This window comes from Psychrobacillus sp. OK032, from assembly GCF_900111345.1.
GTDB lineage: Bacteria > Bacillota > Bacilli > Bacillales_A > Planococcaceae > Psychrobacillus.
In genome coordinates, this window is record NZ_FOGY01000001.1 from 420,954 (window position 1) to 441,862 (window position 20,909).

Below are 20,909 nucleotides of genomic sequence, written 5' to 3' on the forward strand. Positions count from 1 at the left end.
TAGTACTAAGTGGGAGCAGCTAATTACTGCTATTCCATAACTGATTAAGAACAATAGAATTCGCATATGTATCACATCCTTCTTAAACCATATGAAAAACCGTTCCTAAACTTTCGTCTAGGAACGGTTTTTTTTATTATTATTTTGTAGATTTAACTGCAGTATCAGAAACTAATTCAACGTCTTGTAAATTGTCATGAGATTCATTCGTATAGTCAATACTCCAGTTCTTCACACGTTTGTTTACTGGTACTAACTCATAACGATACATAGTTGGAATAATTGGCGCCTGCTCAGCCATATATTCTTGCCATGCACGGAATTGTTCCGCACGGTAATCAGCGTCAAATGCTTTTGGTGAGTCAATATTTGTTAGTGTTTCCTCTAAGAAATCAGAAGAGTAGCGACTGAAATTATATTCTGCTGTTTTAGAATATAAACCTGCTGGTGATGGGTTTGTACCTGTACCCCATGCCGCCATGAAAATATCGATTTCTGGATCATCCGCTTGTACTTTATCATAGAAGCTGTTGAATTCGATTGTACGTCCTGTAGTTAACGTTACATTTAAACCAACATCTTTCCAGTTTTGTAAATAGAATTGCGTAATATCTTCTGCAATATCATCGCCGGACATTGTTGCAAATTTGATCTCAAAAGGCTTTCCTTCTTTGTCTTCACGGATGCCATCGCCATCTACATCTTTGAAACCTGCTTCATCTAATAATGCAGCTGCTTTATCTGGATCATACGTATAGCCTTCTAAAGATTCATCATAGAAAGATGCAAATACTGGTGGGATAAGTGAGTTCGCACGTTCACGTAAGTTGTTATAAAAAACTTCTGCTACTTGCTCTACATCAAGTGCATATCCCATTGCTTGACGCAATTTAACGTCGCCCATTTTTGAACCTTCCACATCTGTCACAACTACGCTATTTTCAAAATCGTATTTACCTAATTTAAATCCTAGGTAAGCATAGTAAAGTTCTTGACGACCTAATACCTCGATATTATCAAAGTCTTTAATTTCTTCCATTTTCGATGCACTAAATGAAATAGCAACATCATACTCTCCTTGTTGTAAAGCTACTGAAATAGAGCTTGTAGGTACAACCTTAATTATAACGCTGTCTAATTTTGGTTTACCTTGCCAGTAGTGTTCATTCGCTACTAATTGAACAGATTCTCCTGGTACGATTTTATCAAACTTGAATGCCCCTAATGTTACTGGGTTTTTACGTACTGCATCCGATTCAACTAACTCTGCAATTGGAATATCTTTAATAATGTGACTTGGTTCTGCGTAACCCCAGAGTCCGTCTCCACCGCTAAAGATTGCCGGTGATAATTTATTAAATGACATTTCTAAAGTTGTCTCGTCAATTTTCTTTAGTCCTGAGATTGTGTCTGCTTTACCTTCATGGTACTCAACGGCACCGATAATGTTTTGGAAATCTACATCATAGCGAACACCTGTGTAATCTTTGTGTCCAATAATTAAATAAGGTTGGATTAAGTCTTCAATTTTCAGTAGTTCACCGTCAGACCATTTTACACCTTCACGAATTTTTACTAATACTTTATTATTATCTTGATCTACTTCCATACTCGCAATACCTTCATCTGTTATCAAGAAATCTCCATCTGTTGTGAATAATGAATTAGATGCATATTTCATAATCTCATCATCATAAGCATCTTCATACAATACATATGAGAAGATACCTTGGAAAGGCTCATCTTTTGACATAGCTACATTTAAAGTACCACCAGAAATAGCTGTTCCATCGTTATCAACGGCTAATGGGAATAATGCATCCGAATCTTCTGCAGCTGGCTCTTCCGCTTCTTCCTCTGTACCTTCTTCAGGAGTAGCCTCTTCTGTTTTTGTTCCGTCATCTGTACCAGTAGTTTCTTCTCCATCGTTACAAGCAGCAAGTATAAGCATAAATGCTAGTAACAATGCTAGTAATCCCCAAAGTTTTTTACTCATTTTCTTTTCCTCCTTTTTACTCTCAATTTCATATATATCAAACGTCCATGCGTTTAATACCAAAATTAGTTAACCTAAACGTTGTTTCGCGTCTGCCGAACGGCGCAACGCTTGCCCAACGTAGTTTATTCCTAACATCATTAACAAGATGAAAATCGATGCAGGTAACCAAACCCACCATTTATCCTGTAATACGAGTGGGTTATTTGCATAGCTTATTAATGTACCTAAACTCGGCGTTTGAGGTGGCAAGCCGAATCCAAGATAAGAGAGACCCGTTTCAATACCAACATTTCCTGCAAAGTTTAACGTCAACTCAACAATTAATATTGAGCTTAAATTGGGCATAATTTCTTTAAATATGATCAAAATACCCGGAGTTCCCATCGTTTTTGAAGCATTGACATAATCCCGTCTACTCTCTGATAATGCTTTACTCCGGACAAGACGCGCAGTACTGGTCCAAAGAAATAAACTCATGATCAAAATAAAAGTATTTACAGTATATTTAGGTACGATGGTAACAAATACGATAATGATCATTAAAGACGGAATGGTGATGAAAAAGTCGATAATACGCATAAACATATTATCAATCCAGCCCCCAAAATAACCACAAACTAAGCCGACAATAATACCAAAAACACCTGTAATTAAAGTGATTGCAATCGCAATCCTAATTGAATTTTTAGCACCGATCACTAACTGCCCTAGAATATCTTTTCCACCTTGGTCCGCTCCTAGAAAGAACTTTTCTCCAGGTGCTGCATATTTATCTCGTAAACTTACACGCATTAACGTTTCTTGATCAATAAACCATGCCCATATAAAGACTCCTATAATTACTACTACTAATGAGATCAGTGAAAACATGGCTAATTTATCTTTACTAAACTCTCTGAAAATAACTTGCATACCCGTTGGAGGAGAGTTTGTTTCTACTTTTTTACCGTTGACCGTCGCTTCTTTCACCATACTTATACTCCTCTCCTTAACATTTAGTTCGCCTATTCTATCCTTATTCTTGGGTCAACAATACTCATGATGATATCGGACAGTAGACTACCTAATAACGCTAAGAAGCCATACAACATTACAAGCGCGGTAATCACACTGTAGTCACGTGATGAAAGAGACGATATAAATAACTGTCCCATCCCCGGATAACCAAAAATTGTTTCGATGAAAATGGATCCACCTAATAATCCAGTAATCGTAAATCCTAAGAAAGCTGCTATAGGAAGTAATGAATTCCTAAAAATATGACGAGAATACACTTTACTAACTGGAATCCCCTTGCTTCGAGCAGTTCGTACATAATCAAGTGACTTTGCATCAATAACTTCAGAACGTAAATACTGAATAACACTTGTTGTTCCTAATAACGCAGTGGTAATAGCTGGTAGGAGCATGTGGTAAAGCTTACTCCATAAGTAACCAAATGTTCCTGGATCATATTTTATATCGACACTACCTACTGTTGGGAACCAGTGAAGTTGGTAACCAAATAAAAATAAAAAGATTAACGCTAAAACAAATGTTGGAATTGCATATGTGACGAAGCTATACAAGACGACGATCTTATCTAGAAAAGTCTCTTGATATCGTCCCGCTAACACACCTAGTGGAATGGCGATTAAATATAACAAAATGACACTAACTAACGATAACCAAAATGTATTTAACGCACGTTCTCCAATTAATGTTGATACTTGTATTTTATATGTGTAACTTTTCCCTAAATCCCCTTGTGCTGCATTCACAATCCAGTTTACATATTGCTCATACCATGGATCATTTAAACCGGCCTTTTCACGAAGCTCTTCGACACGTGCTGGATCTGTTTCCGGAGTAATCATACCTGTAAAAGGGTCTCCTGGCATTTGCTTAGCCATGATAAAGATTAATAAACTTAGAACAAATAATTGGGGAATCATGATTAATATTCGTCTAATAATTGTTTTCCACATGTTAAATGCCCCCTTTCTCGTGAGCACTCATCGCTACAAAATGTGTTGTGGATAATTTTTTTAAATCATATACTTTCCCGGTTTCATCATAGTAATTTTTATGATTTGCAGCATAATTTGCTTCTACTTCGATTCGTTCCTTTTTTCGCTCTTCTCGCCCTATTGGATTCACATCCGGTATTGCTGATAGTAATCGTTTCGTATAAATATGTTGTGGATTTGTATAAATGTCTTTACGACTTCCAGATTCAACAAAGCGTCCTTTGTACATGATGGATATATGGTCACACATATGCTTCACTACCCCTAGATCATGCGAAATAAATAAATAGCTCAGTCCAAATTCTTGCTGAATATCTTTCATAAAATTTAATACTTGTGCTTGGACGGAAAGATCTAGTGCGGATACCGGTTCATCCGCAATAATGAGTTTTGGATTACAAGCTATTGCTCGTGCAATTCCAATACGTTGCTTTTGCCCCCCAGAGAACTCATGCGGATACTTCAATTTTGCATCTTCATTCATCCCAACAATTGCAAGTAATTCATTGATTTTACGCTTTTCCTCATCCGGTGAAAGTTTCAAAAAGTTCCGAATTGGCTCTGCGATAATGTCTTGCACTCTTTTACGTGGATTCAAACTAGAATTAGCATCTTGGAAAATCATCTGTATATCCCGATTGTAAGAAGACCCACGCCCTCTACGATTATGTGTAACATTTTGCCCTTCGTAGATAATACTGCCAGACGTAATTTTTTCTAAGCCAATAATCGATTTACCAGTCGTAGATTTTCCACATCCCGATTCACCAACTAAGCCATACGCTTTTCCTTTTTCAAATTCTAAGGTAACACCATCTACCGCTGTTACTTGGTCTACTACTGTGTTAAAAAATCCACCACGAATTGGATAATATACTTTTAAGTCATTAATCTGCATAAAACTCATCGTGTGATTCCTCCTTCTTCACTTTCGAAATGAAAGTGCTGCCAGCAAGTACATCTAACTAGATGACCCGGAGAAACTTCGTGCATCGTTGGATTTTCTTCGTGCATCCCTTCTGAAATCCATGGTATACGCGTGGAAAATCTACATCCTGTTCTTGGTAAATTTATTAGAGATGGAACAATTCCTTGAATTACTTGCAGCTTTTCATTCTCGCTATTCATTTGTGGGATCGAGTTGAACAGCGAACGTGTATATGGATGCAACGGATTTGTAAATAATCCCTCAACTGTTGCCTCTTCTATAATTTGGCCAGCATACATAACGGCAACTCGGTCTGCAACCTCTGCTACAACTCCTAAGTCATGCGTTATTAAAACAATTCCTGCTCCAGTTTCTGCTTGCAAATCTTTTAACAAATCCAAAATTTGTGCTTGAATCGTAACATCTAGAGCTGTTGTTGGTTCATCTGCAATGATTATATTTGGCTTACAGGAAATAGCAATTGCAATAATAACCCGTTGTCGCATTCCACCTGACAATTGATGTGGAAATTGTTTCGCAATACGCGCCGGATTGGAAATTCCAACTTGTGTTAACAATTCTAAAACACGTTTATCTCGTTGCTCTTTAGTCATTTTTGTATGAAAGGCTAATCCCTCTTCAATTTGATGGCCAATTCGCATTAACGGATTCAATGCAGAAAGTGGATCTTGGAAAATCATTCCGATTTCTTCGCCGCGGACTTTGTTAAACTTCTCTTCATCCAATTTTGCAAGATTGATACCTTTATAAATGATTTCTCCTTCTACTCTCGTCTTGTTATGATCATGAAGTCCAATTATAGATGTGGCTAATGTTGACTTTCCACACCCTGACTCACCAACAATGGCAAGTATTTCATTTCTCTTAAGTGAAATAGATACACCATCGACTGCATCAAAATATGTATCCTTTATCCGAAAACCTGTATGTAAGTTATTAATCGATAAAAGTTGCTCTGTGCTGTTCAAAGTAATTCTCCTTTCATGCAATCGATTATTTCCCCTTAAACATTGAAAATTACTTAACTATTAAATTGTTACACTTTTCAGTTTTGTTACCTTAATTACAAAGTCTATTACAATATCTTTACAATCGCAATAATTATTTTTTGCTAATTCCCTTTTTTTACTCTTTTCAGAAAACTGTAAATAGGTCGAATATCTAGTATTTTCAATGGTTTTAGCTTGTCCTAAATGATTTTAAAATTTATTTTAATTTATGAATGATCTATCATTTTTCGACATATTATATCAAAAAAATATTCATTAACACGCTAAAACTCTACTAAACTAGTACTTCAACTCAACAAATTAAAATGTAAACAAAAAAGCATTTCCAAATTTTAACTTGGAAATGCTTTTGATATGTTTTTATAGTTTTTTAAATAAAATACTTGCATTATGTCCGCCAAATCCTAGGGAGTTACTCATGGCATATTCAAGATTTGCTGTTCTTGCAACGTTCGGTACATAATCTAGATCGCATTCTGGATCCGGCGTTTCTAAATTGATCGTTGGTGGTAAAATACCTTCTTTTAATGCGAGCACCGTAAAGATTGCTTCTACTCCACCAGCTGCTCCTAACAAGTGACCAGTCATTGATTTTGTGGAACTCATCGCAAGTTTATATGCATGTTCCGTAAAAACAGATTTCACGGCCATTGTTTCAAACTGGTCATTGTATGGAGTACTTGTTCCGTGCGCATTGATATAATCAACTTGCTCTGGGTTTATACCTGCATCATCAATTGCTTGTTGCATCGCACGCGCAGCACCTTCTCCTCCTGGTGCTGGAGCTGTAATATGATGTGCATCTCCTGTAGAGCCATAGCCGATAATTTCTGCATAAATTTTTGCTCCACGAGCAACTGCATGCTCATACTCTTCTAAAATGATAATTCCTGCACCTTCTCCAATAACAAATCCATCACGGTTCGCATCAAATGGCTTAGATGCCGTTTTAGGATCAGTGTTCAATGTAAGTGCAGTATTTGAACAAAATCCTGCAACGGACATATGCGTAATAGGTGATTCTGCTCCACCTGTTATCATCACATCCGCGTCTCCGCGCTCAATTACTTTAAATGCATCTCCAATCGAGTTTGTACCGGAAGCACATGCAGTAACCGAACATGAATTTATCGCTTTTGCACCAAAATGAATAGATACTTGACCAGCAGCCATATCTGGAATCATCATCGGTACAAAAAACGGACTAACACGACGAGCTCCTTTTTCTAAAAATGTACGGAACTGATTTTCATATGTTTCCATTCCACCAATACCAGAACCAATCCATACACCAGTTCGAAGACCTACCTCTTCCGTAATCGTTAAATTAGCATCTTCCACTGCCATGATAGAAGCAGCAAGTGCATAATGCGTGAAACGATCCATTTTACGCGCTTCTTTTCTTTCAATATATTTCTCTATATCAAAGTCTTTCACTTCCGCTGCAACTTTTGCTGAGAACTGACTTGCATCTAGTCTTGTAAGCATACCTACGCCTGACTTACCTTCTTTAATACCAGACCAAGTTGTCTCTATATCGTTACCAAGCGGTGTAACAGCGCCTATTCCTGTTACAACAACTCTACGTTTCGTCATGAATATTCATCCTTTCTCGCAGTTATTTATTTATCTTCCCCATTTTAACGTAATAGCGCCCCAAGTTAAACCGCCACCAAAACCAACCATTACGAGGACATCATCCTCTTTTACTTTCCCGTTAACCACTTCTTCTTTTAATGAAAGTGGAATGGAAGCAGAAGAGGTATTCCCATACTTATGAATTGTTTTAGACATCTTTTCTTCTGGTAATCCTAATCTTTCTCTCGATGCTTCCATGATACGGATATTCGCTTGATGAGGGATTAGCATATCGATATCTTCTTTGGAAAGACCCGCTTTTTCTATCACATTAACGGCAGATTCACCCATTTGTCTTACAGCAAATTTGAACACTTCTCTACCATTCATCATTAAATGTGGACCCTCTTGGTATAAATGTTTTCCACCGCTACCTGCAGCTCCTAGCTCGAATGATAAAATACCGCGACCTTCTGAAACTTTACTAACTACCGCTGCTCCTGCTCCGTCACCGAATAATACTGCAGTATTACGATCTTCCCAATCCGTAATTTTAGAAAGTTTTTCTACTCCTACAACAAGTACATGTGAGTAAGTATCAGATTCTACAAATTGTTTTGCAGTAACTAATCCGTATATAAATCCTGCACAAGCTGCCGAAACATCCATCGCTGCAGCATTTGTTGCACCTAATTGATCTTGTAGCATGGAGGAAACACTTGGAAACGGTGTATCCGGTGTCACAGTTGCAACTAGGATAAGTCCAATTTGTTCAGGTGAAATTCCTGCATCCTTAATCGCTTCTTTTGCTGCTTCAAATGCTAAGTGAGATGTATTTTGATCATCTCCAGCTATTCTTCTTTCTTCTATACCAGTTCTTGTTCGAATCCATTCATCAGAAGTATCTACCATTTTTTCAAGGTCTTCATTTGTCAATATTTTTTCAGGTGAGTATGTTCCTAACCCAATAATTCCTGCATTCATGAAAGTTCCCCTTTTCTTATAATCTATTATTAGTACCTGGTAATAATAATAACTAATTTATGTACAATTTTCAACAATAGACTTTCATAATTCAAATATTCTTTTGAAAAGTCTTTTGTTATGGTATGATACAGATAGTAAAAATTAGCTTCTGAGGTGAAATTACATGCAATATATTATGACATTTGTTTGGTCAGCTATTTTAGTTTCTATGCTTAATTATGTAGTAAGTTCTGTACAAGCGGTACCATTTGTATTTAATCATGGACTTATCATGTCAGTACCAGTTGCTATTATGATCTTTATCATTACAGCGATCATTCCAAACGATCCACTTCCAAAAGAACAACACTAAAAAAAACAGCTCCCTGCATAGGGAGCTGTTTTTATTTTTGCTGAAAATATAACATGTTATTAATTTTAATAAAGAACCGCGGGTGAGAAGGTTCTTGCGATTCGAAATGTGTATCTTGCGATTCTATACGTTGAAGTTACGGTTCGTGATGTCTAACTTGCGATTTGCCTTTATTTTGTGTAATAACATTAAATTGTTGTGCATTTATTAGTGCTTGGAGAGAGGATGCCTTTGCTTTAACTAGATTTTCATAAGTTTAATCGTCTTATTTATCACTTATATACTATGAGTAATAGCAATTTTTATTGATTGGAGCGGAAATCAACTTAGCAGATAGACTGAACGACTTTCTTATCTAAGAAATAATTCCCCATCTTCTACTAAAGCAACTACTGTTCCACCTGGAAGGATGGTACCTCCGATCAACAGTTTTGCTACGGCAGTTTCCAAATGACGTTGGATAAATCGTTTCAATGGTCTTGCTCCAAACGCGGCATCCGTTCCTTCATCTACAATCCATTTAATAACCGAATCTTCGACCTGCAGAGTGATTTCTTGCTCAAGCAATCGATTTTGTAGCTGTTTCACATATTTCGCTGCGATTTTTTCAAAATGATGCGTAGTTAGAGAGTGGAACATAATAATATCGTCCATACGATTTAATAACTCGGGCTTGAAATGTTCACGTAGAGCGGTCATTACTAGTGCCTCTTCCTCTTCACCAACTACACCTGTTGTACTCGCTAAATATTGGGAGCCGATATTGGAAGTTAAAATAACAATTGTATTTGTAAAGTTTACGATTCGACCTTGGCTATCTGTAATTCTTCCGTCATCCATTAATTGCAATAAAATATTCGCAACATCTGGATGGGCTTTTTCAATCTCATCCAGTAATACGACCGAATATGGATTTCTTCGTACTGCTTCCGTTAATTGGCCACCTTCTTCATAGCCAACATATCCAGGAGGAGCTCCTACAAGTCTAGACACACTGTGCTTTTCCATATACTCGGACATATCAATCCGAATAAAATGCTCTTCCGAATCAAATAAATTGGCAGCAAGCGACTTCGCTAGTTCCGTTTTCCCTACGCCAGTAGGTCCTAAAAATAAGAAAGAACCAATTGGTTTATGTGGATCCTTAATGCCTGCTCTTGCACGCCAAACCGCTTCTGTAACTAATTGAACCGCTTTGTCCTGACCTACTACTCTTTCTCCTAGCGTCTCATTTAAACGGAGCAGTTTTTCACGTTCCCCTTCTACAAGCTTCGTCACTGGAATTCCTGTCCATCTAGAAACGATTGAAGCAATTTCTTCTGCGGTTACTTCTTCACGGAGTAATCTAGTGCTCGAGTCTTCATTTACTTGTTTCTCATAAGCATGTAGTTCTTTTTCTAGTGTCGGAATCTTACCGTGGCGTAGTTCCGCTGCTTTGTTTAAATCATATTTATTTTCCGCGTCTTCTAATTCTCTACGATAACGGTCTAATTCTTCTCGTTTTTGTTGAATTACTTGAATAGACTCTTTTTCTTCCGTCCATTTGTTGCGCATTTCACTAGAAGATAGCTCCAGTTCTTTTAAGTCTTCACGTAAAATTTCTAAGCGTTTTTGACTTGCTGCATCCTTTTCTTTCATGAGAGCTTGTTCTTCAATTTGCAATTGCATCATTTTTCTTGTTACTTCATCGAGCTCTTGTGGCATCGAATCGATTTCTGTTCGAATCATTGCGCACGCTTCGTCTACAAGGTCAATTGCTTTATCGGGTAAAAATCGTTCTGTAATATATCGATTCGAAAGTTCCGCCGCTGCAACGATGGCACGGTCGTGAATGCGGACACCGTGATGTAACTCATAGCGTTCTTTTAACCCGCGCAAAATAGAAACGGTGTCTTCAACAGAAGGTTCTCGAACTAATACTTGTTGAAATCGTCTTTCGAGTGCAGGATCTTTTTCTATATACATGCGATATTCATCTAATGTCGTAGCACCGATACAATGCAGTTCACCGCGAGCGAGCATCGGTTTTAACATATTGCCCGCATCCATTGCGCCATCTGTTTTACCAGCACCGACAATCGTATGAATTTCGTCGATGAATAAAATAATTTGCCCTTCGCTTTCTTTTACCTGTTTTAAGACAGCTTGCAAACGCTCTTCGAATTCACCACGATATTTCGCACCAGCAATAAGTGAGCTCATATCTAGCTCGAAAATTTCTTTTTCTTTTAATCCTTCCGGTACGTCTTTTCGAACAATTCGTTGTGCTAATCCTTCCACAATCGCCGTTTTCCCAACACCTGGTTCACCGATCAGCACTGGATTGTTTTTCGTTTTTCTAGATAATATTCGAATGACGTCTCGGATTTCTTGGTCTCGTCCAATAACTGGATCCATTTTCCCTTCTTTCACTGCAGTAACTAGATTACGTCCGTACGTTTCTAAAGGGCTTTTTTCATCTGTTTGTTTCATTTGCATAACCAAACGTCTCCTCCCTGAAATTGTTTGACCTTCTTTGACTAATATAATTATAATATCCTTTTGTGAAATTTGTAAAGAAAAGTGATTTTAACTCGATACATATAGTGAATATGCTATTATTATCATATCGATGGGAAGGTTGTGATTTAATATGAACGTTCATACTTCAACACCCCAAGGTATTTATTCATTATTTGAGCAATTTGGTTCCAAACATAAAATAGAAAAAAATCGCCCTGTTTTCCTAGAAGGAGAACGTTCGGAGGATGTCTATCTTATTCAGTCGGGTTCTGTCCGAATAACGAAAGATACAGAAAGTGGTCAAATGTTAACGATACGTATTGCTGGCCCAAAAACTTTTATCGGGGAAACTTCTGTTTTTTGCGAAGTTATTTATCATTCTGTTTCGGCACACACGAATGAACCCACTCAGTTACTAGTAATACCTCGAGATCAACTCGAAAAACTTATATCTTCCTCTTCGTTACTCATAATGGAATGGATGAAAGTTATTCAAACACATAATTTAAAAAATGAAACTCGCTTTAGAGACTTATTGTTGCACGGCAAAAAAGGTGCTCTCTATTCTACGCTCATTCGTCTTTCTAATACATATGGTGTAGAACAAAAGGACGGTAGCATAGTAATCGACTATGCCTTAACAAATCAAGAACTAGCAAATTTTTGTGCAACGAGTCGAGAAGTAGTTAATCGTATGCTAAATGATTTAAAAAAGCTTGGTATCATTTCTTTTGTTAAAGGGATTATTACCATACATGATCTACATTTTTTACGAACTGAAGTAGAATGCGACAATTGTCCATTACATATTTGTCGCATAGATTAAATAAGGCACTTTCCATGCGTTTGCCATTTGAAGAGTGCTTTTTTATTTGGGGGTTGGTTGCTCTTTGGATTCTTCCCATAAAAAAGCGCAAGGCGATCTATAAGATGCCTTGCGCTTTTTCTATTTATCTAATACCTAGAGCGATTTTTGCGTATCTTGACATATTTTCTCTTGACCATGGTGGATTGAAGACGATGTTTACATCTGTTTCTTTAACTTCTGGTAATTCACCAAGTGCTGTTTTTACTTGATCTACAATCATCGGTCCCATTGGGCATCCGATAGAAGTTAATGTCATTGTAACGTTAGCCGTACCTTCTTCCGTCAAATCTACATCATATACTAAACCTAAATTGACAATATCAACGCCTAACTCAGGGTCAATAACATTTTCGAGTGCAGCCATCATGCTGTCTTTCATATCTTGATCCATTTAAAATCCTCCTTTATTACTTTCATTCATCATAACAAACAAGTGTATTTATGCCAAACTGTTTGCTAACCATTTCGTCGCTGCTAACATTCCTTTGCGCGATACAGCATGTCCTGCTGATTTTTCTTTCACGAATTCGATTGATTGATCGCCATACTCTTCTTCAAATACTTTTATAAAGTGAGCAGTAGGTGCAAAAGGTACGACTGGATCCTTTTCGCCATGCCAGAAAAACAGCGGCTTACCTTTTAGTTTTTCCATTTGGTTTGTTGCATCGAACGTTGCTAAAGTATCGAGCATATTTTTTCGTTCTTCGGCGTTTAATGGTATTTGGAAGCCTTTTTGCTCCACTTGTTCCATCTGTGCTTTCGCTAGCTCCACATAACCGGGAGTTCCCATTAAGATAACCGCAGCATCTATCCAAGGATAAGTAGTTAAGCAACCAAGCGTTGTGATACCACCCATGGAGGTACCAGCAATCCCGATTTTCTGGTTAGTTAAATAGCCACGTTTTAGCAGCTCTTCTTGTAAAATGCCCACTTCTTCAATAGAAGTTAATACCGTTTCCCAAAAACGTAGGCTTATCTCGACTTGGTCTAATTGTTCATCTCGATTTCCGTGTAAATGAGCATCTGGTAAAATGACACGACATCCTTCGTGCACTAGTTGATAGGCATAATGGAGATTATGTTCCTTTGCGCTTTCAAAACCATGGAGAAAAAGAACGATTGGTGCATTATTTTGCGTTTCTTCATGATAAATATGTAATAAAGGAATGTCTCGCCATAATTCATGTTGTACAATCATTTACTTCACCCACCTTTTTGTATATATTATTATTCTAACAAAGCAATTCAAAATTTACAAAAAGCATAGACTATACATTTTGACCTTCTTATGGGAACACGATACACTTTATATAAGAATAGAAGGGAGTTTTTCAATTGCAACGTCATTTAATCGTATTAGATCTAGATGGAACTTTATTGACAGATGAAAAGGTTATTTCGAACAAAACAAAAAACACACTTCTTCAAGCGAAAGAAGAAGGCCATGAAGTAATGATTGCAACTGGAAGACCATATAGATCCAGTGAAATGTATTATAAAGAGCTTGGTTTAACTACACCAATCGTCAACTTTAATGGAGCATTTGTACACCACCCTATGAATAAGTCATGGCAAACTGTACATAAACCAATTGAATTGAATGTCGTAAAAGAAGTAGTTGAGGCTGTAGAAAGCTACTCCATTAAAAACATGCTTGCAGAAGTGCTAGATGACGTTTACTTACACTATCATGATGAACAAATGATGTCTGCGTTTGCATTAGGCAATCCTAACATTACGACCGGCGATTTACGTACTTTCTTACAAAAAGATCCTACGAGTTTACTTATTCATGCAGAGGAAGATTCGGTCGATTTAGTTCGAAAACATTTACGCGATGTCCACGCGGAAGTAATTGATCACCGTAGATGGGGTGCACCGTGGGATGTAATTGAAATTGTTCGCCACGGGTTAAACAAAGCTGTTGGCTTATCTCATGTCTCTTCTTATTTGAACATACCGCAAGAACGAATTATTGCCTTTGGTGATGAAGACAATGATTTGGAAATGATTGAGTATGCTGGAGTTGGAGTTGCGATGGGAAATGCGATCAAACCATTGCAAAATATAGCCAATGAAATAACAAAAACAAACAACGAAGATGGGATTGCTGACTTCTTAATAGAGAGATTAAAATTAAAGCAAAAAGCTTTTTAGGGGGATAAAAGATGAAATTATTTGCAGACAGTGCTTGCGACTTACCTAAATCTTTTTATTCAGAACATCATGTGGAATTGTTCCCACTACGAGTTCACATAGGTGAGCAAGAATACGAGGATATCATTGGAATAGATTCAAAACAAGTGTACGAAGAAATTCGAAAAGGCGCACATCCGAAAACATCGCAAGCCTCACCAGAGAACTTTTTGCGCGTGTTTGAGGAATTAGCGAAATCAGAAGAAGAAGGTTTGTATATTGCCTTTTCTTCTGCACTTTCCGGTACGTATAGTACCGCGGTTATGATGCGTGAACAGGTGATGGAAACGTATCCCGATTTAAAGTTAACGATAATTGATTCCAAATGTGCCTCACTTGGTTATGGATTGCTAGTAAAAGAGGCAGTCCGTTTAAAAGAACAAGGTCTTGATTTAAAAATAATCGAAGAAAAAATTAGATTTCAAGCCGAGCATATGGAACATCTTTTCACGGTTGAAGATTTAGATTATTTAGCTCAAGGTGGTAGAGTATCCAAAGCAAGTGCTTTTATCGGGGGATTATTAAATATAAAGCCCCTCCTTCATGTGGAAGATGGTAAGCTAGTCCCAATTGAAAAAATACGTGGTCGTAAAAAAGTAATCAAGCGTATGATTGAAGTGATGGAAGAACGCGGTGAACGTTTAGATGAACAAATAGTTGCGATTAGTCACGGAGATGATGAAGAAACAGCACTTGCTTTAAAACAAATGATTGAAGAAAAATTTAATCCCAAAAGTATCGAGATTTATCTGATTGGGTCTACGATTGCTGCGCATACAGGACCCGGAACATTGGCCTTATTCTTTTTAAATAAATTAAATTAAGAGATTGATTGTATAAAAACTGCTGCCTGTGTCCAAAGCAAATGGACTTAGGCAGCAGTTTCATTTTTCATACATTTAATAATGTTAATCAAATGCACTTCTGGTGTTCCTTATTATTTCTCCGGTTTAATATAAGGGACGATTTGTTCAGTAGCCCCTACAGATGCACCACGAATAAATTTTTGGTTTTCTAGGGCTTTAAAATTTTGGGTTTGACCTGTCAGCATTACCCCTAATATTTTTACTTTATCAAACTGTTTACGTTTATTTAACTTTAAAAACTCCTGAATAGTTTCGTTACCACCATCTGTATCATATTTTTCGAGTGCTTCAATAAAGCTTGCGTATGCCTCTTTCGGTGAATCATGTGGATTAAATCCATAAACCGGTATACCCGCGGGCCCTTTACTTTCATCGCCAATTGGTGATGTCATATACAACCATACGATGTTTAAATTATCGGGAATTTTTGCTTGAATTTCTTGTAATGTATAAGGCTGATCAAAAGAAATCGCAACTTCAGCAACGTGATTTTCTATTTGTGAAATTTCCCCTAGTTCATTTTGAACATCAAAGTACCCTTGAATAGATGGATGATAAAATGTCGCAACTTTATTCTTAGTTTGTTTATCATACTCATAGAACTCCGTATCCGACCAATAAAATCCTGGTATTAACTCGTTGTGATCAATTTTGATGCGAAGCCAATCGTACGAACTTGTTTGTGTGCTCCATTGAACTAGATATCCATTAATATTTTTGGAACGATTCGTCACAATGTTGCCACCGAACATGGAAGAATTACTCGTAACTTGAGAATCGATTTGAATATTAGGTGCGGCAATTTCATTATGTAAAAAGAGCTGTTCGTGAAGTTTTGTAGAACTTTTAGCTGCAAAGTAATTGCCCGTTTTATAAAGGATCGGTAATAAAATAAGTACAACGATAATTGAAGTAATGACTACTATTAATAATTGTTTTCGTTTAGCTTTTTTTAAAGCACCTTTTAACGAATTGTCCATTTATTGTTTTCCTCCTATTTTTGTATGAATAAATTGACGTGCACGATATAATTTTTGCTTTACACTGTTTACTTTTATGTCCAAAATAGTTGCAATTTCTTCATATGAAAAATCATAGTAATACTTTAAAAAGAAAATTTCTTTGTACTCTTTTTTAATGTCTTCTAATAAATAGAAAATCTCATCTTTATTTAAAATGGCATCAAATTGGCGGTCTGTATGTTGTAGCTTCGAATAAATCTCCTCGGTTAAAAAGATATTCTGCTGTTCCTTTTTTCTTTTGAAGTCAATATATTCATTGAGTGCCACTCTAAAAAACCATGGACGTATATTGCTCTCTGTAAGATCATCCAACAGTGTGTATACTTTGTAGAAAGTGTTTTGAATTATATCTTCCGCATCTTCTTTTTTTGCTCCTTTCGCTAGTAATAGATTGAAGACTTCCTCCCCTAGATTGATAAGATAGGAGGCTAGTATATTTTCTTTTTTCATCATTTGTCCTCCCTATACTTATACAACGATTAAGTGATATATAATGTATACACTAAAGAAGAGTGAAATAATTTTAAACAACAATAACCTCCTACCAATATAACAGGTAGGAGGTTATTACATTTCTTGCTATTTATTATTTTGTTCGTTTCTTCGTTGCTTTCCTTTTTTCCAAACGATTACTAAAAAGGCAAGGAATAATATATAGGATAATGCCATGGCAAAAATATACGACTTATTTAACCCTTGACGATCGGCTATTTGATAGACTTCTACAATTTCCCGATCAAGTACTAATCGATACATTCCGTTATCATCTGCTCGTACAATATCCGATTCGAATAGGCCCCGTAGCTCTTTGTTTTCTCCAACTACATCACTTGATAAATCAATTCGCTTCGTTTCGCTCGTGTTATTAATAACGACAATAAATTGTTCGTCCTCTGAATAACGTTTAAAAACTATATAACCATTTTCATTTTCTAATAGTTCTATTTTTCCAGTGCGCATTGTTTCAGATTTATTGCGAATGGAGTTAATGTCTTTAATATACTCGATTAACTCTTCATCTACGCGGAAATTCATGACTTGGTGACTTTCTTGCTCAATTTGTCCATTCATGGCAATTTCTGTACCATATGTCATATATGGTACTCCTGGCATTGTAAGCATTGCGCCAAGTGCTGTTTTTATGCGAGTTGGTGGAAACATATTCTCCAACGCACTATAGTAAGTAAATCTCTCCGTAAGTAAATGATCGAATAGTAGTAAATCATTATAGTCGGTTGACACAATACCTTCTGTAGGTAAATCAGTATTTTTGAATGCTTCTCTAAAATTCACCTGTAAATCATCAGAATACTCGACATCAAAATTCGCATCCGATTCTTCTAGTGCAATTACATACATTGGTTCGCGCACTTCTTTTACACTTGCAATCATATTGTTGAGGAATGATGTCTCTGCTCCATTTAATGCAGACAGTTTTACACCATCAATCTGATATGTATTCGCAAATTGGACCAATGTATTAATGAGTGCTTCTTGCACTTCTGCATTTTCCAGATCTAATGTTAATACATCATTTTCCGTGCTTAGGACCCAGTCTTTCTCTGCATTCCACACATGATTTACGCTATAATTGTTTAGCGGAAATTCTATCATAATCTTTAAATTATTTTTATGCGCTTCATTTATCAGTTGTTGAATTTCTTCCGGTGTACCGAAGTGTTTTTCAAGTGTATTAAAATCTAATACTCGTTTTCCATCATAGGTTTCTGTTGCGAATACAGGACCAATGGAGATCGTTGTAAATCCCATATCTTTAATATGGTCCATTTTTTCTAATATCCCTAAAAAGTCGCCGCCAGCAAATGCATTAGGGTCTTTTGCATTTACATTATAGTCATTGGTAATCACTTTATTGAAATAACGATCTACATATAAATCGTAAATACTTTCATTATGAATATCAGCGCCTGATTCGGCATTTGTTGGTTGTGTCGATGTGATCCACAGTCCACTCAACACTAATCCAGTCATTAGCCATTTGTAAAATTTCAAGGTAAATCCTCCTCTATCTAGGAAAGAGCATATTTGTTTATAAAAACATATCACAGTTATTTTATCAAAGCTCTTTCGTTATCGCTATCGTTTCGCCACGAAAGCCCTAAAAATAGCCGATAATTCGTCCAAACTGTGACATACCAAAAATTACCCCTTCTTAGGATAGTTTGCGCAATATAGAAATAATGCTTAATAAAAAGCACGATTAAGTTTCCGCTAGGATTTCCGCTACAGGGCGGACGCTTTCCGCGGGCATGGCTTCAGCCTCCTCGTCGCTTCGCTCCTGCGGGGTCTTCCGCTCATGCTATTCCCGCTGGAGTCGCCGCCCTTCCGCTTCAATCAATAATAATTTCTTGCTTATCTGGCGTCCTCAGTTATCAGAGATTTAAATTTATCAGATCCAATTCGCAATATTTTTTGAACCTAATTAGAAAATGCTGTCTACAAATAAGTGAAGCTTTACTAGAATAAAGTTCGTTTCATACAAGCATTATTGGAGTAACATCTTATATCCATCGTCGTCTCACTCCAAGTAAGTAATTCGTGCTTTCAACAGATATTTAGTTGCTCTCCGAATAGAACTAGTTGCTTTAACTGATTGATTGATTGCACTTAGCCATTTACTGGATTCTTACACATGCTCTCGTGCGGAGTCAGTTACTTTCCAAATAATTGATTGCTTTTAATGACCGTCTCGTTGCCCTAATCCCTTTTCTAGATTCACACATTTGAAAAGTTATTTAATGTTTGGTTTTAGTGAGTCGTTACTGATAAGTAAGCAATTTCCTTGATTGAAGCGGAAGGCGGCGACTCCTGCGGGATCAAGTGAGACAGATGAGACTTCACATCGTACGCGAAGCGGCGGTGAAGGCTCATCGCTCACCCCGCGGAAAGCGTCCGCCTGTAGCGAAAATCAGCGGATGCTTCATCAAGCTTTTTAGTGCGCTTTATCCCTTTACTGCGCTTAAAATAAAAAAGTGGCTTACCTTATATTGTTGGAGGTAAGTTATTAACAAAACATTAATCTCATAATTCCCTAAATAATAACAAAAACCACCAATCATTTTGGTGGTTTTGTGTTATGGAGAATATGATGATGTAATGCTTCTTTGTCCAATGATTCCTCTTCGTCCGCTTGTATACGGGACATCATGAAGGAAGTAACAATAAAAATAATCATCAATACAACGACAAAAATTAATAACGATATTCCCATCGTTTGCTTACGCTAAAAAGTTGATGCCCATTGGTAATTTGAATCCTAGGAAAAGAGTAATGAAAAGGAAGATGAAAAATAACACGACAAAAGTTGTAAATGGTTTTCCTTTTTTCTTTTTCACTAAAGACATTTCCATCATTCCAATGACTAATATTCCTGCTATAAATTTCAATCCGTACAGCATGCCTTGACCGTAATCCATGCCTTTCATAAATAACGCAATACCAGTAATAATGATTAAAATATAAAATAAGCGTAAAATCATGTGAACCACTTTTGGATTTTTAATTGCTAATGCTACTAAAAACAAGATGATTGCAATTACCCAAGTTGTAATGTGTAAATGTGTTGATGCTAAAAAGTCCATTTGTTTCACCTCGAGAGTATATTATCATCTTTATTCTACCATTAAATGAAATGTTTTACTCGAATTTGTTGACCAAAGTACCGATTCCTTCAATGGAAACTTTCACAATATCGCCTGATTTTAAAAACTTAGGAGGATTAAATCCTTTTCCAACACCTGCAGGAGTTCCAGTAAGGATGACATCTCCCGGTTCTAAAGTAACGGATTTAGAAATTTCCGCGATTATTTGTTCTACGGAATAAACCATGTCTGAAGTTTGGCCATCTTGGCGGATCTCATCGTTTACTTTTGTTACGACAGAAAGTTCTTGTGGATTAGGTAATTCATCCTTTGTTACAACATATGGTCCCATAGGACAAGATCCTTCTAAACTTTTACCTAAGAAATATTGCTGATGTTTTGTTTGCAAATCTCTTGCAGTTAAATCGTTCGCAATCGTGTATCCGAACACGTAATCAAATGCAAGTTTAGAGGGAATGTCTTTTCCCCTTTTACTAATCACAATCGCTATTTCCCCTTCATAGTCATAAGCATCTGTTTTATCTGCATGAATGGAAAGTGTTTGTTCATTAGCTGCTATGGAAGTTGGTGACTTCGTAAAAACGACAAAATCATTCGCTACTCCACCCATTTCTTTTGCATGTTCCGCGTAGTTTTTTCCAATAGCCATAATATTTTTTGGTGTACGGGGTATTGGAGATAACCATTCGATTTCTGTAAATTGTTTTTTGAAATCATTTGCATTTTCATCTTTCTGGGCAGCTTCTACGAGTTTACGGATTTGTTCGATAAAATCCATTCCTAATCCGACACCTTCTATAATGGTAGTAGGAAAATCAGGTAGCACTTGGAGCGTCTCTTGAATGCTTAATACATCCCATACAGCCTCTTCTTTTTTCACTTTTGGTCCGAAGTAAATCTTATCATTTAATCGATATGATAATAGTTTCATCGTTTCGACACCCCTTC

Annotated in this window: 20 protein-coding genes; 4 read left to right on the forward strand and 16 right to left on the reverse strand. The window is 36.8% G+C overall.

The window, feature by feature from the left end; translation table 11 throughout:
- Positions 1-139 precede the first annotated feature (139 nt).
- The 7 genes from BMZ04_RS02060 to BMZ04_RS02090 all read right to left on the reverse strand — a co-directional run bounded on the left by BMZ04_RS02060 (position 140) and on the right by BMZ04_RS02090 (position 8,529).
- Entirely contained in the window at positions 140-1,996 is a 1,857-nt protein-coding gene (locus tag BMZ04_RS02060; RefSeq protein WP_093264511.1) for an oligopeptide ABC transporter substrate-binding protein, read from the reverse strand.
- A 69-nt stretch (positions 1,997-2,065) separates the two neighbouring features.
- Positions 2,066-2,971: an ABC transporter permease gene (locus BMZ04_RS02065; RefSeq protein WP_093264516.1), complete on the reverse strand. Its 906-nt coding sequence runs from the start codon at positions 2,969-2,971 to the stop codon at positions 2,066-2,068.
- Between the two features lie 32 nt (positions 2,972-3,003).
- A complete protein-coding gene (gene opp4B, locus BMZ04_RS02070; protein ID WP_093264521.1) occupies positions 3,004-3,966 on the reverse strand; it encodes an oligopeptide ABC transporter permease in 963 nt (320 codons plus the stop codon).
- Between the two features lies 1 nt (position 3,967).
- The gene (locus tag BMZ04_RS02075; RefSeq protein WP_093264525.1) at positions 3,968-4,915 is read right to left on the reverse strand and encodes an ABC transporter ATP-binding protein; all 948 of its coding nucleotides are present in this window, start codon (positions 4,913-4,915) and stop codon (positions 3,968-3,970) included.
- Positions 4,912-5,925, reverse strand: coding sequence for an ABC transporter ATP-binding protein (locus BMZ04_RS02080; protein WP_093264528.1), 1,014 nt, complete (start codon positions 5,923-5,925; stop codon positions 4,912-4,914). The genes BMZ04_RS02075 and BMZ04_RS02080 overlap by 4 nt, the downstream gene beginning before the upstream one ends.
- Before the next feature lie 402 nt (positions 5,926-6,327).
- Positions 6,328-7,563: a beta-ketoacyl-ACP synthase II gene (fabF, locus tag BMZ04_RS02085; RefSeq protein WP_093264534.1), complete on the reverse strand. Its 1,236-nt coding sequence runs from the start codon at positions 7,561-7,563 to the stop codon at positions 6,328-6,330.
- Positions 7,564-7,593: 30 nt separating this feature from the next.
- On the reverse strand, positions 7,594-8,529 hold the full coding sequence (locus BMZ04_RS02090) for a beta-ketoacyl-ACP synthase III (RefSeq protein ID WP_093264539.1): 936 nt from the start codon (positions 8,527-8,529) through the stop codon (positions 7,594-7,596).
- Between the two features lie 166 nt (positions 8,530-8,695).
- Here BMZ04_RS02090 and BMZ04_RS02095 point away from each other — a divergent pair, with 166 nt between their 5' ends.
- The gene (locus tag BMZ04_RS02095; protein WP_093264544.1) at positions 8,696-8,884 is read left to right on the forward strand and encodes a YjzD family protein; all 189 of its coding nucleotides are present in this window, start codon (positions 8,696-8,698) and stop codon (positions 8,882-8,884) included.
- Between the two features lie 351 nt (positions 8,885-9,235).
- On the opposite strand, the gene BMZ04_RS02100 is transcribed toward BMZ04_RS02095, so the two are convergent.
- Positions 9,236-11,362: an ATP-dependent Clp protease ATP-binding subunit gene (locus tag BMZ04_RS02100; RefSeq protein ID WP_093264550.1), complete on the reverse strand. Its 2,127-nt coding sequence runs from the start codon at positions 11,360-11,362 to the stop codon at positions 9,236-9,238.
- Positions 11,363-11,516: 154 nt separating this feature from the next.
- On the opposite strand from BMZ04_RS02100, the gene BMZ04_RS02105 reads away from it, so the two are divergent.
- A complete protein-coding gene (locus BMZ04_RS02105) occupies positions 11,517-12,212 on the forward strand; it encodes a Crp/Fnr family transcriptional regulator (protein WP_093264553.1) in 696 nt (231 codons plus the stop codon).
- Positions 12,213-12,336: 124 nt separating this feature from the next.
- Here BMZ04_RS02105 and BMZ04_RS02110 read toward each other — a convergent pair whose 3' ends face one another.
- Positions 12,337-12,645: a metal-sulfur cluster assembly factor gene (locus BMZ04_RS02110; protein WP_093264556.1), complete on the reverse strand. Its 309-nt coding sequence runs from the start codon at positions 12,643-12,645 to the stop codon at positions 12,337-12,339.
- A 48-nt stretch (positions 12,646-12,693) separates the two neighbouring features.
- Complete coding sequence (locus BMZ04_RS02115) at positions 12,694-13,452, reverse strand: prolyl oligopeptidase family serine peptidase (RefSeq protein ID WP_093264560.1); 759 nt, start codon at positions 13,450-13,452, stop codon at positions 12,694-12,696.
- A gap of 137 nt (positions 13,453-13,589) precedes the next feature.
- Between BMZ04_RS02115 and BMZ04_RS02120 the strand changes: the two genes are divergently transcribed.
- Together BMZ04_RS02120 and BMZ04_RS02125 are read left to right on the forward strand one after the other, a co-directional pair.
- A complete protein-coding gene (locus BMZ04_RS02120; protein ID WP_093264564.1) occupies positions 13,590-14,411 on the forward strand; it encodes a Cof-type HAD-IIB family hydrolase in 822 nt (273 codons plus the stop codon).
- An 11-nt stretch (positions 14,412-14,422) separates the two neighbouring features.
- Entirely contained in the window at positions 14,423-15,274 is an 852-nt protein-coding gene (locus BMZ04_RS02125) for a DegV family protein (protein ID WP_093264569.1), read from the forward strand.
- A gap of 113 nt (positions 15,275-15,387) precedes the next feature.
- Here BMZ04_RS02125 and BMZ04_RS02130 read toward each other — a convergent pair whose 3' ends face one another.
- From BMZ04_RS02130 to BMZ04_RS02150, 6 genes are all read right to left on the reverse strand, one after another.
- On the reverse strand, positions 15,388-16,296 hold the full coding sequence (locus BMZ04_RS02130; RefSeq protein ID WP_093264573.1) for a sigma factor regulator N-terminal domain-containing protein: 909 nt from the start codon (positions 16,294-16,296) through the stop codon (positions 15,388-15,390).
- Entirely contained in the window at positions 16,297-16,788 is a 492-nt protein-coding gene (locus BMZ04_RS02135) for an RNA polymerase sigma factor (protein ID WP_093264577.1), read from the reverse strand. It abuts the gene before it with no gap.
- 129 nt (positions 16,789-16,917) lie between these two features.
- Positions 16,918-18,351: an alpha-amylase family glycosyl hydrolase gene (locus BMZ04_RS02140; RefSeq protein WP_093264583.1), complete on the reverse strand. Its 1,434-nt coding sequence runs from the start codon at positions 18,349-18,351 to the stop codon at positions 16,918-16,920.
- A 1,063-nt stretch (positions 18,352-19,414) separates the two neighbouring features.
- Positions 19,415-19,570 carry a hypothetical protein gene (locus tag BMZ04_RS22175; RefSeq protein WP_177184283.1) on the reverse strand — a complete coding sequence of 52 codons (156 nt, stop codon included), beginning with the start codon at positions 19,568-19,570 and terminating at the stop codon, positions 19,415-19,417.
- A gap of 7 nt (positions 19,571-19,577) precedes the next feature.
- A complete protein-coding gene (locus tag BMZ04_RS02145; RefSeq protein WP_093264588.1) occupies positions 19,578-19,940 on the reverse strand; it encodes a YisL family protein in 363 nt (120 codons plus the stop codon).
- A 55-nt stretch (positions 19,941-19,995) separates the two neighbouring features.
- Entirely contained in the window at positions 19,996-20,892 is an 897-nt protein-coding gene (locus tag BMZ04_RS02150; protein WP_093264593.1) for a fumarylacetoacetate hydrolase family protein, read from the reverse strand.
- Between the last annotated feature and the right edge of the window lie 17 nt (positions 20,893-20,909).

Excerpts from the sequence above, each read along its gene's own strand:
- fabF (WP_093264534.1), bottom strand. The coding sequence starts at position 7,563 with ATGACGAAACGTAGAGTTGTTGTAACAGGAATAGGCGCTGTTACACCG.
- BMZ04_RS02090 (WP_093264539.1), bottom strand. The coding sequence starts at position 8,529 with ATGAATGCAGGAATTATTGGGTTAGGAACATACTCACCTGAAAAAATA.
- BMZ04_RS02105 (WP_093264553.1), top strand. The coding sequence starts at position 11,517 with ATGAACGTTCATACTTCAACACCCCAAGGTATTTATTCATTATTTGAG.
- BMZ04_RS22175 (WP_177184283.1), bottom strand. The coding sequence starts at position 19,570 with ATGGGAATATCGTTATTAATTTTTGTCGTTGTATTGATGATTATTTTT.
- BMZ04_RS02075 (WP_093264525.1), bottom strand. The coding sequence starts at position 4,915 with ATGAGTTTTATGCAGATTAATGACTTAAAAGTATATTATCCAATTCGT.
- BMZ04_RS02115 (WP_093264560.1), bottom strand. The coding sequence starts at position 13,452 with ATGATTGTACAACATGAATTATGGCGAGACATTCCTTTATTACATATT.
- BMZ04_RS02150 (WP_093264593.1), bottom strand. The coding sequence starts at position 20,892 with ATGAAACTATTATCATATCGATTAAATGATAAGATTTACTTCGGACCA.
- BMZ04_RS02100 (WP_093264550.1), bottom strand. The coding sequence starts at position 11,362 with ATGCAAATGAAACAAACAGATGAAAAAAGCCCTTTAGAAACGTACGGA.
- BMZ04_RS02125 (WP_093264569.1), top strand. The coding sequence starts at position 14,423 with ATGAAATTATTTGCAGACAGTGCTTGCGACTTACCTAAATCTTTTTAT.
- opp4B (WP_093264521.1), bottom strand. The coding sequence starts at position 3,966 with ATGTGGAAAACAATTATTAGACGAATATTAATCATGATTCCCCAATTA.
- BMZ04_RS02095 (WP_093264544.1), top strand. The coding sequence starts at position 8,696 with ATGCAATATATTATGACATTTGTTTGGTCAGCTATTTTAGTTTCTATG.
- BMZ04_RS02145 (WP_093264588.1), bottom strand. The coding sequence starts at position 19,940 with ATGGACTTTTTAGCATCAACACATTTACACATTACAACTTGGGTAATT.
- BMZ04_RS02065 (WP_093264516.1), bottom strand. The coding sequence starts at position 2,971 with ATGGTGAAAGAAGCGACGGTCAACGGTAAAAAAGTAGAAACAAACTCT.
- BMZ04_RS02110 (WP_093264556.1), bottom strand. The coding sequence starts at position 12,645 with ATGGATCAAGATATGAAAGACAGCATGATGGCTGCACTCGAAAATGTT.
- BMZ04_RS02135 (WP_093264577.1), bottom strand. The coding sequence starts at position 16,788 with ATGAAAAAAGAAAATATACTAGCCTCCTATCTTATCAATCTAGGGGAG.
- BMZ04_RS02060 (WP_093264511.1), bottom strand. The coding sequence starts at position 1,996 with ATGAGTAAAAAACTTTGGGGATTACTAGCATTGTTACTAGCATTTATG.
- BMZ04_RS02130 (WP_093264573.1), bottom strand. The coding sequence starts at position 16,296 with ATGGACAATTCGTTAAAAGGTGCTTTAAAAAAAGCTAAACGAAAACAA.